1 protein-coding gene is annotated in these 16275 nt (G+C 72.0%); it reads right to left on the reverse strand.

Annotated elements, in window-relative coordinates; translation table 11 throughout:
• The coding region (locus HG543_RS39915; protein WP_169350171.1) for a non-ribosomal peptide synthetase at window positions 1–16275 on the reverse strand (16275 nt) is incomplete at both ends.

A 16275-nucleotide genomic window follows, 5' to 3' on the forward strand; every position in this document is an offset into this window, starting at 1 on the left:
GGGCTCGTCGGCGCCGGGGGTGGCCTTGAGGAGGACCGTCGGGCCCGTGGAGCGGCCGGGGACGTGCGTCCGCTGGGCCTCGCTCAGTCGTTGGAAGACGCGGAAGCGGCGCTCGGCCTCGTCGAGGTCCAGGTCGGGCGCGCCCGCGGGCAGGCGGCGGAGCTGCTCCAGGAGCCACGCCAGCCGCTCGCGCTCACCGAGCTGGGTCAGCTCCGCCACGTCCAGCGGGAGCGAGCGCCAGGGCAGGTCCAGCAGCTCGCCGAAGGTGGCGAGCTGCCCGAGGACGTCCGGCGCCGGCGCGGCGCGCTCCCCGGGCGCGTGGGAGTCGAGCATCACCAGCAACGCCACCGTATCCCCCTCGGCCTGGAGGCGGCGGGCGAGCTCCTGGGCCACGAGTCCGCCGAAGGACCATCCCCCCAGCAGGTACGGGCCGCGGGGCTGCGCGGCGCGCAGTTGCGGAAGGTAGAGCGCGGCCAGGGCCTCGACGGAGGCGGGAGGCGGCGCTCCCCCGTCGAGCCCGGGCGCGCGGAAGGCGTGGACGGGCTGGTCCGCGGGGAGCAGCCGGGCCAGGTCCGCGTAGGCATCCACGCCTCCACCGCCCCCATGCACGAGGAACAGCGACGGGCGTCCCGGCTGTCCCTGCTTGAGCCGCACCAGGTGGGAGGCGGCCGCCGCCTCCTCGGGGCGCGCGTCGAGGACCGTGGCCAGGGCCGCCACCGTGGGGTGCTGGAACAGCGTGGCCAGGGACACGCGCCTGCCGAGGGCCTTCTGGAGGCGGGAGGTCAGACGCGCCGCGAGCAGCGAGTGACCGCCCAGCTCGAAGAAGTCGTCCTCGGCGCCCACGCGCTCCAGGCCCAGGGTCTCGGCCCACAGCGCCGCGAGCCGCTCCTCGGTGGGCGTGCGCGGGGCGACATACCCGGCGCGAGAGGGCGTCAGCTCCGGCGCGGGCAGGGCCTTGCGGTCCACCTTGCCATTGGGCGTGAGGGGCAGCGCGTCCAGGCGCACCAGGGCGGAGGGCACCATGTACTCGGGCAGCCGCTGCTGGAGGAAGGCGCGCAGGGTGGCCATGTCGAGCGACTCGGGGGCGACGACATAGCCGACGAGGCGCTTGTCACCGGGGCGGTCCTCGCGCAGGACGGCGACAGCGCCCTGGACCTCGGGGTGGCTGTCCAGGGCGGCCTGGACCTCGCCCAGCTCGATGCGGAAGCCGCGCAGCTTCACCTGCGAGTCGACCCGGCCGATGAAGTCGAGCGTGCCGTCGTCCAGCCAGCGCACGAGGTCTCCGGAGCGGTAGAGGCGCGCTCCGGGGATGCCGCTGAAGGCGTCGGGGATGAAGCGCTCGGCGGTGAGCGCGGGCTGGCCGATGTAGCCGCGCGCCAGGCCGTCGCCGCCGATGAACAGCTCGCCCGGAACCCCCGCGGGCACGGGCTGGCCGTGCGCATCGAGGACGTAGAGCCGCGTGCCGCCGATGGGACGGCCGATGGGCACGGAGGCGTCCAGCGAGGCCGGGTCCGTCATGCGGTGGCAGGCGGCGAACACCGTCGTCTCGGTGGGCCCGTAGCCGTTGGTGACGGGGATGCGCAGCTCCTCCAGCACGCGGCGCACGTGCGAGGCCGGCACCACGTCGCCGCCCGCGAGGACCTGCTTCACGGGGCGGAGCCCTTCGAGGTGGCCCTCCACCATCTGGGTGAAGAGGCCGGCGGTGAGCCAGAGGGTGGTGACGCGGGCATCGCGCAGCACCTGTCCCAGCTCCTCCAGGGAGGGCGGCTGGGGCGGCATGACGACGAGACGGGCGCCGTGCAGCAGCGCGCCCCAGACCTCGAGCGTGGAGGCGTCGAAGGCGATGGGAGCGAGCTGGAGCAGCGTCTCGTCGGGGCCGAGGTGGGCGTAGTCGATGCCGAAGAGGGTGCGCAGGACGTTGCGGTGGGTGGTGCCCACGCCCTTGGGCCTGCCGGTGGAGCCGGAGGTGAAGTCGACGTAGGCCAGCGAGTCGGGCAGGGCGGTGGAAGGAGGCGCGTGCGCCGGCCCGGAGTCGAGCGAGGCATCCTCCAGCACCAGGGTGGTCAGCCCCGCGGGCCGCTTCTCCAGCAGGGCGCGGGTGGTGATGAGCACGCGCGGGGCGGTGTCCTCCACCATGCCGTCCAGCCGCTCGCGGGGGTAGCTGGGGTCGAGCGGGACGTAGGCGCCGCCGGCCTTGAGGATGGCGACGAGGGAGACAATCAGCTCCAGTGAGCGCTCGACGGCCAGGGCCACGCATGTATCGGCGCCCACGCCGAGACGGCGCAGGTGCCACGCGAGCCGGTTGGCGCGCTCGTCGAGCTGGCGGTAGGTGAGCTTCGCGTCGCCGAACTCGACGGCAATGTGGTCCGGGAAGCGCTCCACCACCTGGGCGAAGACGCCGGGCAGGGTGGCCTCGCGCGGGAAGTCGGACGCCCGGGCGCTCCACTCCCCCAGCACCTGGCGCTGTTCCGCCGCGTTCATCAGCGGCAGCGCGGAGAGCTTCTGGCGCGGACTGACGGCGATGGCACCCAGCAGGGTCCGCAGGTGCTCGACGAGGCGCGCCGCGGTGGAGGCGTTGAACAGGTCGGTGTTGTACTCCAGCGTGCCCGCCAGCCCGTGGGCCGTGGCCGTCATGGCCAGGGTCAGCTCGAACTTGGCGGTGCCGATGGCGGCGTCCATCGCGGAGAGCTTCAGGCCGGACAGGCGCAGCTCCGAGTCGGGCACGTTCTGCAGGGCGAACATCACCTGGAAGAACGGTGAGCGGCTCAGGTCCCGCCGGGGCTGGAGGACCTCCACCAGCTTCTCGAACGGCACCTCCTGGTGGGCGTAGGCGCCCAGCGTCGTCTCGCGCACGCGCTCCAGGAGCGACACGAACGTGTCCTCTCCGGAGAGGCGCGAGCGCAGGGCGAGCGTGTTGACGAAGAAGCCGATGAGCCCTTCCGTCTCCGCCCGGTTGCGGCCCGCGATGGGCGAGCCCACGACGATGTCCTCCTGCCCGGAGTAGCGGTGCAGCAGCGTCTGCCAGGCGGCGAGCAGCACCATGAAGAGGGTGGCGTGGTGCTCGTGGGCGAGCGCCTCGAGCTGCTCGGAGAGCTCCCGGGGGAAGGTGAAGGAATGCGCCGCCCCGTTGAAGGTCTGCACGGGAGGCCGCGGCCGGTCGGTGGGCAGCTCCAGGGCATGGGGTGCCCCGGAGAGCTGCTGCTTCCAGTAGCCGAGCCACTCCTCGAGCACCTCGCCGCGCAGCCAGTCCCGCTGCCACACCGCGTAGTCGGCGTACTGGACGGGAAGCGGCGCGAGGCGGGGGGCCTCACCGGAGAGGGCCGCCTCGTACAGCGCGGCCAGCTCGCGGACGAGCACGCTCATGGACCAGCCGTCCGAGACGATGTGGTGCATCGTCAGCAGGAGCACGTGCTCGGTCTCCTCCAGGCGCAGCAGCGTGGCGCGCAGCAGCGGGCCCCGAACGAGGTCGAACGGCTCCGCCGCCTCGGTGGTGGCGAGGCGGCGCGCTCCCGCCTCGCGCTGCTCGACGGGCAGGGTGCTCAGGTCCACCTGGGGTAGCGGGGAGGCGGAGGCCTCGTGGATGCGCTGCACGGCCTCGCCGTCCTGGGTGGCGAAGGTGGTGCGCAGCGACTCGTGGCGGGCGACGAGGGCCTGGAGGGCACGCTCCAGCGCGGTGACGTCCAGCGTGCCGGACAGGCGCACGGCGGCGGGCAGGTTGTAGGCGGCGCTGCCGGGCTCGAGCTGGTCGATGAACCACAGTCGCTGCTGGGCGAAGGACAGCGGCAGCGGGCCGGTGCGAGGCGCCGGGAGCAGCGGAGGCGCCTCGTGGCGAGGGGCGCCAGCGCCCTGGAGGGCGGAGATGCGCTGGGCGAGGCCGGAGAGGGTGGGGCTCTCGAAGACGGCGCGCAGGGGCAGCTCGACGCTGAACGCGGTGCGAACGCGGGAGACGAGCTGGGTGGCCAGCAGCGAGTGGCCACCCAGGGTGAAGAAGCTGTCATCCGCGCCCACGCGCTCCACGCGCAGCAGGTCGCTCCAGAGGGAGGCCAACTGCTGCTGCACGGGCGTGGAGGGCGCGACGAAGGACTCACCACTGCCCGCGTCGGGGAGTGGCAGGGCCTTGCGGTCGAGCTTGCCGTTGGGCGTGAGGGGGAGGGCCTCCAGGAAGACGAAGGTGGAGGGCACCATGTACTCGGGAAGCTGCTTCTGGAGGCGGACGCGCAGCGTGCCAGCGTTCAGCGAGCCTTCATCGGCGGGCACGACATAGCCGACGAGGCGCTGGTTGCCGGGGACGTCCTCGCGCACCAGCACGGTGGCGTCGTGCACACCGGGCTGTTGCTTGAGCGCGGCCTCGATTTCACCCAGCTCGATGCGCTGGCCACGCAGCTTCACCTGGAAGTCGATGCGGCCCAGGTATTCCAGCGTGCCATCCGCCTTCCAGCGCACCTTGTCGCCGGTGCGGTAGAGGCGCGCTCCGGCCTCGCCGCTGAGCGCATCCGGCACGAAGCGCTCGGCGGTGAGGTGGGGCCGGTTGAGGTAGCCGTGCGCGAGTCCCACGCCGCCCAGGTACAGCTCACCGGGGACGCCGGTGGGCACCGGCCGCATCCCCGCATCGAGCACGTACGCGCGCGTGTTGGCCACGGGCCGGCCAATGGAGGTCGCGGGGCCGGCCAGCACGTCCTGCACCCACCACCAGGTGGCGTCGATGGTGGTCTCGGTGGGGCCATAGTTGTTGCTCAGGCGGACATGGGGCATCGCCTCGCGCACGCGTGGCGGCAGGTCCGCGGGCAGCGCCTCTCCGCCCGAGATGAGCCAGCGCAGGCTCTGGACGGTGCGCAGGGCGGGCTCGTCCAGCAGCACGCGCAGGAGCGAGGGGACCACCTGGAGCACGGTGATGCGGTGACGCAGCAGGCACGTGAGCAGCAGGGCCGGGTTCCGCTGGGCGTCGGCCGGAGCCAGCACGACGGCGGCACCGGACAGGAGCGCGGCGAAGAACTCCGCGACGGAGACGTCGAAGCTCAGCGGGGTGAGCTGGAGGGTCCGCTCCCCTGAACCCAGGGCGTAGGTGGTGCGCATCCACTCCGAGTGGTTGGCCAGGGCGCGGTGGGAGATGACGGTGCCCTTGGGCTGGCCGGTGCTGCCCGAGGTGTAGATGACATACGCGGCGCTCTCGGGAGGCACGGAGACGCCCGGTCCGCTCGGGATGTGGCCGGTCTCCCAGCCGGAGTCGAGGCACACGACAGCGGGGCCCTCGGGAAGCAGGCCGCGCAGGTGCTGCTGGGTGAGGAGGATGGGAGCCGCGGTGTCCTGGAGCATGAAGGCCAGCCGCTCGCGCGGGTAGGCGGGGTCGAGCGGGACGTAGGCGCCGCCCGCCTTGAGGATGGCCAGCAACGCCACCGGCAGCTCCAGCGAGCGCTCCATGCACAGGGCGACGAGGGTGCCGGGACGCACACCGAGCTGACGCAGGTGCGAGGCCAGCAGGCCGGAGCGGGTCTCCAGCTCCGCGTAGGTGAGCGAGCCCGAATCGGAGACGGCGGCGAGGGCCTCCGGTGTGCGCGAGGCCTGGGCCGAGAAGAGGTCGTGCACGGAGGCGTCCGCCGGGAAGGGGGCCACCGTGGCGTTCCACTCGCCGAGGAGGCGGCGCTGCTCGGCCTCGTCCATCAGCGGCAGCGAGGCCAGCGGCTGCTCGGGGTGGGCCAGCGCGGCACGCAGCAGGGTGAGCAGGTGCTCCACCATCCGCGTCGCGGTGGCCGCATCGAAGAGCGCGGTGGAGTACTGGAGCACGCCCGCGAAGCCCTCTGGCGTCTGGGCCAGGCCGAGGTCCAGGTCGAACTTGGCGGGCGAGTCCTCCGGCGCGAGGGAACGGAGGCTCAGGCCCCGCATCTCCAGCGCGCCCCTGGGCGTGTTCTGCAGGGCGAACATGACCTGGAACAACGGGGAGTAGCTGAGGCTGCGCTCGGGCTTCAGCTCCTCGACGAGCTTCTCGAAGGGCACCTCCTGGTGTTCGTACGCGCCGAGGGTGGTCTCCCGCACCTGCTGGAGCAGCGAGAGGAAGGAAGCCCGAGGCGTGACGCGCGCGCGCAGGACCAGCGTGTTGACGAAGAAGCCGATGAGGCCTTCCGTCTCCGCGCGGGTGCGGCCGGCGATGGGCGAGCCGACGACGATGTCATCCTGGCCGGAGTAGCGGTGCAGCAGGGCCTGGAAGGCGGTCAGCAGCAGCATGAACGGCGTCACGCCGTGGCGCTGACACATGGCCAGCACGGCCTCGGAGAGGTCGTGGGAGAGGACGACGGGGACGTTCGCGCCCCGGAAGGTCTGGGTGGCGGGACGGGGCCTGTCGGTGGGCAGCTCCAGCAGCGGTGGAGCCCCGGAGAGCTGCCGCTTCCAGTAGCCGAGCTGGGCGTCGAGCACCTCGCCGCGCAGCCAGCCACGCTGCCACGCCGCATAGTCGGCGTACTGCACCGGCAGCGCCGGCAGGGAGGCCGGAGTGCCGGAGACCTCCGCCTGGTAGAAGGCGGCCAGCTCGTGCACCAGCACTCCGGTGGACCAGCCATCGGAGATGATGTGGTGCATCGTCAGCAGGAGCACGTGCTCGGTCTCTTCGAGCCGCAGCAGCGTGGTGCGCAGCAGCGGGCCCCGGACGAGGTCGAATGGGCGCCGTGAGTCTTCGCTGAAGGTGCGCCGGGCCTCGGCCTCGCGCTGCTCCGGAGGCAGGGTGCTCAGGTCCACCTGGGGCAGCGGGGAGGACGCGGGCTCATGGATGCGCTGCACGGCTTCGCCGTCCTGGGTGGCGAAGGTGGTGCGCAGCGACTCGTGACGCGCGATGAGGGCCTGGAGGGCACGCTCCAGCGCGGAGACATCCAGCGTGCCGGACAGGCGCACGGCGGCGGGCAGGTTGTAGGCGACGCTGCCAGGGTCGAGCTGGTCGATGAACCACAGCCGCTGCTGGGCGAAGGACAGCGGCAGCGGGCCGGTGCGAGGCGCCGGGAGCAGCGGAGGCGCCTGGTGTCCTGCCGCGCCGCCACCCTGGAGGGCGGAGATGCGCTGGGAGAGACCGGAGAGGGTGGGGCTCTCGAAGACAGCACGCAGGGGCAGCTCGACGCCGAACGCCGTGCGAACGCGGGAGACGAGCTGGGTGGCCAGCAGCGAGTGGCCGCCGAGGGAGAAGAAGCTGTCGTGGATGCCCACGCGCTCCGCGTGCAGCAGGTCGCTCCAGAGGGAGGCCAGCTGCCGCTGCACGGGCGTGGAGGGCGCGACGAAGGAGTCGCCGCCCGCCTCGGGAGGAGGAAGGGCCTTGCGGTCGAGCTTGCCGTTGGGCGTGAGGGGGAGGGCCTCCAGGAAGACGAAGGTGGAGGGCACCATGTACTCCGGCAGGTGCCGCAAGAGGCCGGAGCGCAGCGCCTCGGTCTCCCGCGAGCCTTCCGCCACGGGCACGACGTAGCCGACGAGGCGCTGGTTACCGGGGACGTCCTCGCGCACCAGCACGGTGGCGTCGCGCACACCGGGCTGCTGCTTGAGCGCGGCCTCGATTTCGCCCAGCTCGATGCGCTGACCGCGCAGCTTCACCTGGAAGTCGATGCGGCCCAGGTATTCCAGCGTGCCATCGTCCAGCCAGCGGACCTTGTCGCCAGTGCGGTAGAGGCGCGCTCCGGCCTCTCCACTGAGGGCATCCGGTACGAAGCGCTCGGCGGTGAGGTGGGGCCGGTTGAGGTAGCCGTGCGCGAGCTGCACGCCACCCAGGTACAGCTCTCCCGGCACGCCGGTGGGCACCGGCTGCATGCGCGCATCCAGCACGTACGCACGCGTGTTGGCGACGGGCCGGCCGATGGGGACGGTGAGTCCGGACTCCGGGCCCGAGGCTTCGGCGAAGGTGGAGTCGATGGTGACTTCGGTGGGGCCGTAGAGATTGACGAGCCGGACCTCGGGCAGCACGGCGCGCAGGCGCGGGCCCAGCTCGGAGGCCAGGGCCTCACCGCCGCAGAACAGCCAACGCAGGTGCGTGGCGCGGCGCAGGTAGCCCTCTTCCAGCATGAAGCGGAGCATGGAGGGGACGACCTGGAGGACGGTGACACGCTGGCGCACCACGCAGGCCAGCAGCGCGGCCGGGTCGCGGTGGGCCTCGGGCGGAGCCAGGACGAGCGGCGCCCCGACGAGCAACGGAGCCCAGCACTCCCAGACGGAGGCATCGAAGCTCAGCGGCGTCTTGAGCAGCACCCTGTCGGAGGAGGAGAGGCTGAAGGTGGAGACGAGCCAGGCCATGTGGTTGGCCAGGGCGCGATGGGAGATGACGGTGCCCTTGGGCTGACCGGTGCTGCCCGAGGTGTAGATGACGTACGCGGCGCTGTGCGGCGAGACCTGGACGCTCGGACCGCTCGCTTCCGCACCGCCCATCACGTTTCCGCCTGCATCCAGGCACACGACGATGGGGCCGTCAGGGAGCAGGCCACGCAGGTGCTGCTGGGTGAGGAGGACGGGAGCGGCCGTGTCCTGGAGCATGAAGGCCAGCCGCTCACGCGGGTAGGCGGGGTCCAACGGGACGTAGGCGCCGCCCGCCTTGAGGATGGCCAGCAGCGCCACCGGCAGCTCCAGCGAGCGCTCCATGCACAGGGCGACGAGGGTGCCGGGACGCACGCCGAGCTGACGCAGATGCGAGGCGAGCAGGTCGGAGCGTGCCTCCAACTGCGCATAGGTCAGCGAGCCGGAGTCGGAGACGGCGGCGACGGCGTCCGGCGTGCGCGCGGCCTGGGCGGAGATGCGCTCGTGGACGCAGCCGCCTTCCGAGAACGTCACGGCGGTGTCGTTCCACTCGACGAGGAGGCGGTGCTGCTCGGCCTCGTCCATCAACGGCAGCGAGGCAACGGGCAGCTCCGGTCGGGCCACGGCCGAGCGCAGCAGGGTGCGTAGGTGCTCCACCATGCGCGCCACGGTGGGCGCATCGAACAGGTCGGTGGCGTACTGGAGCACGCCCATGAAGCCGTCCGGCGTCTCCGCCAGGGTGAGGTTCAGGTCGAACTTGGCGGGAACGTCCTCCGGTTCGACGGAGCGCACGCGCAGGCCCGGCAGCTCCAGCGTGCCCGTGGGCGTGTTCTGCAGGGTGAACATCACCTGGAACAACGGGGTGTAGCTGAGGCTGCGCTCGGGCTTCAGCTCCTCGACGAGCTTCTCGAAGGGCACTTCCTGGCGTTCGTAAGCGCCGAGGGTGGTCTCCCGCACCTGCTGGAGCAGCGAGAGGAAGGAAGCCCGAGGCGCGATGCGCGCGCGCAGGACGAGCGTGTTGACGAAGAAGCCGATGAGGCCTTCCGTCTCCGCACGGGTGCGGCCGGCGATGGGCGAGCCGACGACGATGTCATCCTGGCCGGAGTAGCGGTGCAGCAGGGCCTGGAAGCCGGCCAGCAGCAGCATGAACGGCGTCACGCCATGTTTCTGGCTGGCGGCCAGCAGCTCATCGGAGAGCTGGCGGGAGAGGACGACGGGGACGTTCGCGCCCCGGAAGTTCTGGGTGGCGGGACGGGGCCTGTCGGTGGGCAGCTCCAGCAGTGAGGGCGCGCCAGCGAGCTGCCGCTTCCAGTAGCCGAGCTGGGTGTCGAGCACCTCGCCGCGCAACCAGTCGCGCTGCCACGCGGCGTAGCCGGCGTACTGCACCGGCAGCGCCGGCAGGGACGCCGGAGTGCCGGAGACCTCCGCCTGGTAGAACGCGCCGAGTTCGCGCACCAGCACCCCGGTGGACCAGCCGTCCGAGATGATGTGGTGCATCGTCAGCAGGAGCACGTGCTCGGTCTCTTCGAGCCGCAGCAGCGTGGTGCGCAGCAGCGGCCCTCGGGCGAGGTCGAACGGGCGCCGCGCATCCTCGCTGAAGGTGCGCCGGGCCTCGGCCTCGCGCTGCTCCGGAGGCAGGGTGCTCAGGTCCACCCGGGGCAGCGGGGAGGCAGAGGCCTCGTGGATGCGCTGCACGGCCTCGCCGTCCTGGGTGGCGAAGGTGGTGCGCAGCGACTCGTGGCGGGCGACGAGGGCCTGGAGGGCACGCTCCAGCGCGGAGACGTCCAGCGTGCCGGACAGGCGCACTGCGGCGGGCAGGTTGTAGGCGACGCTGCCAGGGTCAAGCTGGTCGATGAACCACAGCCGCTGCTGGGCGAAGGACAGGGGCAGCGCCTGGCTGCGAGGTGTCGACTGGAGAAGCGGAGCCGGGTGCCCTGCCGCGCCGCCACCCTGGAGGGCGGAGATGCGCTGGGAGAGGCCGGAGAGGGTGGGGCTCTCGAAGACGGCGCGCAGGGGCAGCTCGACACCGAAGGTGGCGCGGATGCGGGAGACGAGCTGGGTGGCCAGCAGCGAGTGGCCACCGAGGGCGAAGAAGCTGTCATCGACGCCCACGCGCTCCACGCGCAGCAGCGCGGCCATGATGTTGGCGAGCTGCTGCTCGGTGGGCAGCCGCGGCGCCTGGAAGCCTCCGGAAGGGTTGCTCGCGTCGGGCGGAGGAAGGGCCTTGCGGTCGAGCTTGCCGTTGGGCGTGAGGGGCAGGACCTCCAGGAAGACGAAGGCGGAGGGCACCATGTACTCCGGCAGGTGCCGCAGGAGTCCCGAGCGCAGGGCCGCTGGATCGAGCGGGTGACCCGAGGTGGGCACCACGTAGCCGACGAGGCGCTGGTTGCCGGGGACGTCCTCGCGCACCAGCACGGTGGCATCGCGCACGCCGGGCTGCTGCTTCAGGGCTGCTTCGATTTCACCCAGCTCGATGCGCTGACCGCGCAGCTTCACCTGGAAGTCGATGCGGCCCAGGTACTCGAGCGTGCCGTCGGACTTCCAGCGCACCTTGTCACCGGTGCGGTAGAGGCGGGCGCCGGCCTCGCCGCTGAGCGCATCCGGCACGAAGCGCTCGGCGGTGAGGTGAGGCCGCTGCAGGTAGCCGTGCGCGAGCTGCACGCCGCCCAGGTACAGCTCTCCCGGCACGCCGGTGGGCACCGGCTGCATGCGCGCGTCGAGCACATAGGCGCGGGTATTGGCCACGGGCTTACCGATGGGAACGGTGAGTCCGGACTCTTCACCCGAGGCCTCGGCGAAGGTGGAGTCGATGGTGACTTCGGTGGGGCCGTAGAGGTTGACGAGCCGGACTCCGGGCAGCACGGCGCGCAGGCGCGGGCCCAGCTCGGAGGCCAGGGCCTCGCCGCCGCAGAACAGCCAGCGCAGGTGCGTGGCACCACGGAGGCCCTCCTCTTCCAGCATGAAGCGGAGCATGGAGGGCACGACCTGGAGGACGGAGACACGCTGGCGCACCACGCAGGCCACCAACGCGGCCGGGTCGCGGTGGGCCTCGGGCGGCGCGAGCACGAGCGGCGCGCCGACCAGCAGCGACGCCCAGCACTCCCAGACGGAGGCGTCGAAGCTCAGCGGCGTCTTGAGCAGCACCCGGTCCGAAGACGAGAGGCCAAAGGTGGAGACGAGCCAGGCCATGTGGTTGGCCAGGGCGCGATGGGAGATGACGGTGCCCTTGGGCTGGCCGGTGCTGCCCGAGGTGTAGATGACGTACGCGGCACTCTCGGGAGGCACGGGGACGTCCGGTCCATTCGGGCCGCTGCCATGCTCCCAGTCGGAGTCGAGGCACACGACCTTGGGGCCATCGGGGAGGAGGCCGCGCAGGTGCTGCTGGGTGAGGAGCACCGGAGCCGCGGTGTCCTGGAGCATGAAAGCCAGGCGCTCGCGAGGGTAGCTCGGATCCAGCGGGACGTAGGCACCACCGGCCTTGAGGATGCCCAGCAGCGCCACTGGCAGCTCCAGTGCGCGTTCCATGCACAAAGCAACGAGGGTGCCGGGGCGCACGCCGAGCTGACGCAGGTGCGAGGCGAGCAGGTCGGAGCGCGTCTCCAGCTGCGCATAGGTGAGCGAGCCGGAGTCGGAAACGGCGGCGACGGCGTCCGGCGTGCGAGTGGCCTGGGCGGAAATGCGCTCATGGACGCAGCCGCTCTCCGCGAAGTCCGTGGCGGTGCTGTTCCACTCGACGAGGAGGCGGCGCTGCTCGGCCTCATCCATCAGCGGCAGCGAGGCCAGCGGCTGCTCGGGGTGGGCCAGCGCGGCGCGCAGCAGGGTGCGCAGGTGCTCCACCATGCGCGCCACGGTGGGCGCATCGAACAGGTCGGTGGCGTACTGGAGCACGCCCATGAAGCCGTCCGGCGTCTCCGTCAGGCCGAGGTCCAGGTCGAACTTGGCGGGGACGTCTTCCAGCTCGAGCAGCCGCACGCGCAGGTCTGGCAGCTCCAGCGCGCCCATGGGCGTGTTCTGCAGGGCGAACATGACCTGGAACAGCGGGGAGTAGCTGAGGCTGCGCTCGGGCTTCAGCTCCTCGACGAGCTTCTCGAAGGGCACGTCCTGGTGCTCATAGGCCCCCAGCGTCGTCTCCTTCACGCGAGACAGCACGCTCTCGAAGGAGTCGCGCGGGAGGATGCGGGAGCGCAGGACCAGCGTATTGACGAAGAAGCCGATGAGCCCTTCCGTCTCCGCGCGGGTGCGGCCGGCGATGGGCGAGCCGACGACGATGTCGTCCTGACCGGAGTAGCGGTAGAGCAGGACCTGGAAGGCGGCCAACAGCGTCATGAACGGCGTCACGCCGTGCCGCTGGGAGCGGGCCTTGATGGCCTCGGTGAGGTCCACCGGGAGGTGGACGGACTGGCGCGCGCCCCGGCGGGACTGTACGGGCGGACGCGGCCTGTCGGTGGGCAGCTCCAGCAACGCCGGAGCGCCGGAGAGCTGGTGCCTCCAGTAGTCCAGCCGCTCCTTCAGCGCCTCATCCTTCAGCCACTGGCGCTGCCATGTCGCGTAGTCGGCGTACTGGACGGGCAGCGGCGGCAGCACGGGCTGGGCGCCCATGGCCTTCGCCGCGTAGAGGCTGCCCATCTCCCGGACGAGCACGCCCATGGACCAGCCGTCCGAGATGATGTGGTGCATCATCAGCACGAGGACGTGCTCGGTGTCCTCCAGACGCAGCAGGAGGGCGCGCAGCAGCGGGCCCGCCGTCAGGTTGAAGGGACGGGCGGCCTCGGCCAGGAGCTGGCGCCGTGTCTCCGCGTGGCGCTCGGCGGCGGGGACGTCGCGCAGGTCCACCACCGGAATCGAGAGCGGGGCGGGCGGGTGGATGTGCTGCGCCGGCTGCCCCTCGCTCCGCGCGAAGGTGGTGCGCAGCGACTCGTGACGGGCCACCACCTGGGAGAGGGACTCCTCCAGCGCCCTCACGTCCAGCCGCCCTTCCAGCCGCAGCGGGAAGGCCATGTTGTAGAGGCTGCTCCCGGGCTCCAGCTGGTCGATGAACCACAGCCGCTGCTGGGCGAAGGACAGCGGCGCGGGCCCGGTGCGTGCCGTGGCGACGAGCGGCGGGATGACCTGCGCCCCCCGGCGCTGGAGCGCCGCTTCCACCCGCGCGGCCAGCGCGGACACGGTGGGCGTCTTGAACAGCTCGCGCAGGGACAGCTCCACGCCCAGGCTGGCGCGGATGCGGGAGACCACCTGCGTGGCCAGCAGCGAGTGCCCTCCCAGCTCGAAGAAGTCGTCCTCGGCGCCCACGCGCGGCACGCCGAGCACCTCCGCCCAGAGCGCGGCGAAGCGTTCCTCGGTGGGCGTGCGGGGAGCGACGTACTGGTTGGGCGCGGAGGCCACGTCCGGCGCGGGGAGGGCCTTGCGGTCCACCTTGCCGGTGGGCGTCAGCGGCAGGTCGTCCAGCCGCACCAGGGCGGAGGGCACCATGTACTCGGGCAGCCGCTGCTGGAGGAAGGCGCGCAGGGCGGCCATGTCCAGGGACTCGGAGGCGGCGACGTAGCCGACCAGCCGCTTGTCCCCGGGCCGGTCCTCGCGAACGAGGGCCTCGGCGTTGCGCACCTCCGGGTGGCTGGCCAGGGCCGCGCGCACCTCACCCATCTCGACGCGGAAGCCCCGCAGCTTCACCTGCGAGTCGGCACGCCCGACGAAGTCGAGGGTGCCGTCATCCAGCCAGCGCACGAGGTCCCCGGTGCGATAGAGGCGGGCGCCGGGGATGCCGGAGAAGCGGTCGGGAATGAAGCGCTCGGCGGTGAGCGAGGGCTGGCCCACGTAGCCGCGCGCCAGGCCGTCGCCGCCGATGAACAGCTCGCCCTGCACACCCACGGGCACCTGCTGGCCTCGCGCGTCCAGGACGTACAGCCGGGTGCTGCCAATGGGCCGGCCGATGGGCACGGAGGTGGCGAGCCGCGCGGGGTCCGTCATCCGGTGGCACGAGGCGAACAGCGTCGTCTCGGTGGGGCCGTAGCAGGCGGTGACGGGGATGCGCAGCTCTTCCAGGACGCGGCGCACGTGCGGGAGGCTCACCACGTCACCTCCGGTGAGCAACTGCCTCACGCCTCGCAGCGCGGTGAAGGCGTGGTCCACCACCTGGGTGAAGAGGCCGGAGGTGAGGTGGAGCGTGGTGACGCCGTGCTTCGTCAGCACGGCCTCCAGCTCCTTCAGGTCGGAAGGCGAGTGCGGTGGGAAGACGACGAGCCGCGCGCCGTGCAGCAGCGGGCCCCACAGCTCCAGGGTGGACGCGTCGAAGGACACGGGGGCGATGAGGAGGAACGTCTCCTCCGGGCCCAGGTGCGCGTAGTCCACGCCGAAGAGGGTGCGCAGGACGTTGCGATGGGTGGTGCCCACGCCCTTGGGCCGGCCCGTGGAGCCGGAGGTGAAGTCGATATAGGCCAGCGACTCGGGCAGGGCGGCGGACGGAAGCGCATGCGCCGGCTCGGCGTCGAGCGCGGCGTCCTCCAGCACCACGGTGGACAGTCCCTCGGAGGGCAGCTTCGGCAGCAACGCCCGCGTGGTCACCAGCGTCTGGGGACGCGAGTCCTCCACCATGGCGGCCAGCCGCTCGCGCGGGTAGGCGGGGTCCAAGGGCACGTAGGCGCCACCGGCCTTGAGGATGGCCAGCAGCGCCACCGGCAGCTCCAGCGAGCGCTCCAGGGCCAGGGCGACGCGGGAGTCGGTGCCCACGCCCTGTCGGCGCAGGTGCCAGGCGAGCTGGTTGGAGCGCTCGTCGAGCTGACGGTAGGTGAGCTTCGCGTCGCCGAACTCGAGGGCCACCGCGTCGGCGTGGCGGGCCACCACCTGGGCGAAGACCTCGGGCAGGGTGGACTCGCGCGGGTAGTCGGAGGCGGTGTAGCTCCACCGCATCAGCTGCTCGCGGCTCGCTTCGCTTTCCATCAACGGCAGCGTGGCGAGCGGTTGCGTGGGCCGCGTCACCACCACCTGGAGCAGCGTGTGCAGGTGCTCCGCCATCCGCTCCACGGTGGAGGCTTCGAACAGGTCCGTGCTGTAGAGGAAGCCTCCCGTGTAGCCCCGGGGTGACTCCGTGAAGGACAGCGTCAGGTCGAACTTGGCGCCGACATCGCTCGTCTCGAGCGGCTCGAGGCGCAGCCCCGGCAGCGCCAGCTCGCCCATGGACGCGCTCTGCAGGGAGAACAGCACCTGGAAGAAGGGCGAGTAGCTGGTGTTGCGAGGAGGGCGCAGCTCCTCGACGAGCTTCTCGAAGGGCACGTCCTGGTGCTCGTAGGCGCCCAGGGTGGTCTCCTTCACCTGGGCCAGCAGCTCGGCGAAGGACAGGCCCGGCGTCACGCGGGCGCGCAGGGCGATGGTGTTGACGAAGAAGCCGATGAGGTCCTCGGTCTCCCCGCGGTTGCGGCCGGCGATGGGCGAGCCGACGACAATGTCGTCCTGGCCGGAGTAGCGCTGGAGCAGGACCTGGAAGGCGGCCAGCATCGTCATGAACGGCGTGACGCCGTAACGCTGGGACAGGGCCTTGATGGACTCGCTGAGGTCCACCGGGAGCTGGAGGGTGTGCTTCGCGCCGCGCCCCGAGGGCATGGGCGGGCGTGCCTTGTCGGTGGGCAGCTCCAGCAGCGCCGGGGCGCCGGTGAGCTGCTGCTTCCACCAGTCGAGCTGGCGCGCGAGCACCGGGCCCTGGAGCCAGCTCCGCTGCCACACCGCGTAGTCCGCGTACTGCATGGGCAGTGAGGGCAGGGTGGCGGGAGTCCCGGAGGTGCGCGCCGCGTAGAGCGTCACCATCTCGCGCACGAGGATGCCCATGGACCAGCCATCCGAGACGATGTGGTGCATCGTCAGCAGCAGCAGGTGCTCGGCGTCGTCCAGGCGCAGCAGCGACGCGCGCAGCAGCGGGCCCGTTCGCAGGTTGAAGGGACGGAAGGCCTCTTCCACGGCCAGACGCCGGGCCTCGGCCCGCCGTTCGGCGGCGGGCACGGAGCGCACGTCCACCACCGGAATGGTGGCGGGGGC

The organism is Pyxidicoccus fallax (assembly GCF_012933655.1).
Lineage (GTDB): Bacteria > Myxococcota > Myxococcia > Myxococcales > Myxococcaceae > Myxococcus > Myxococcus fallax.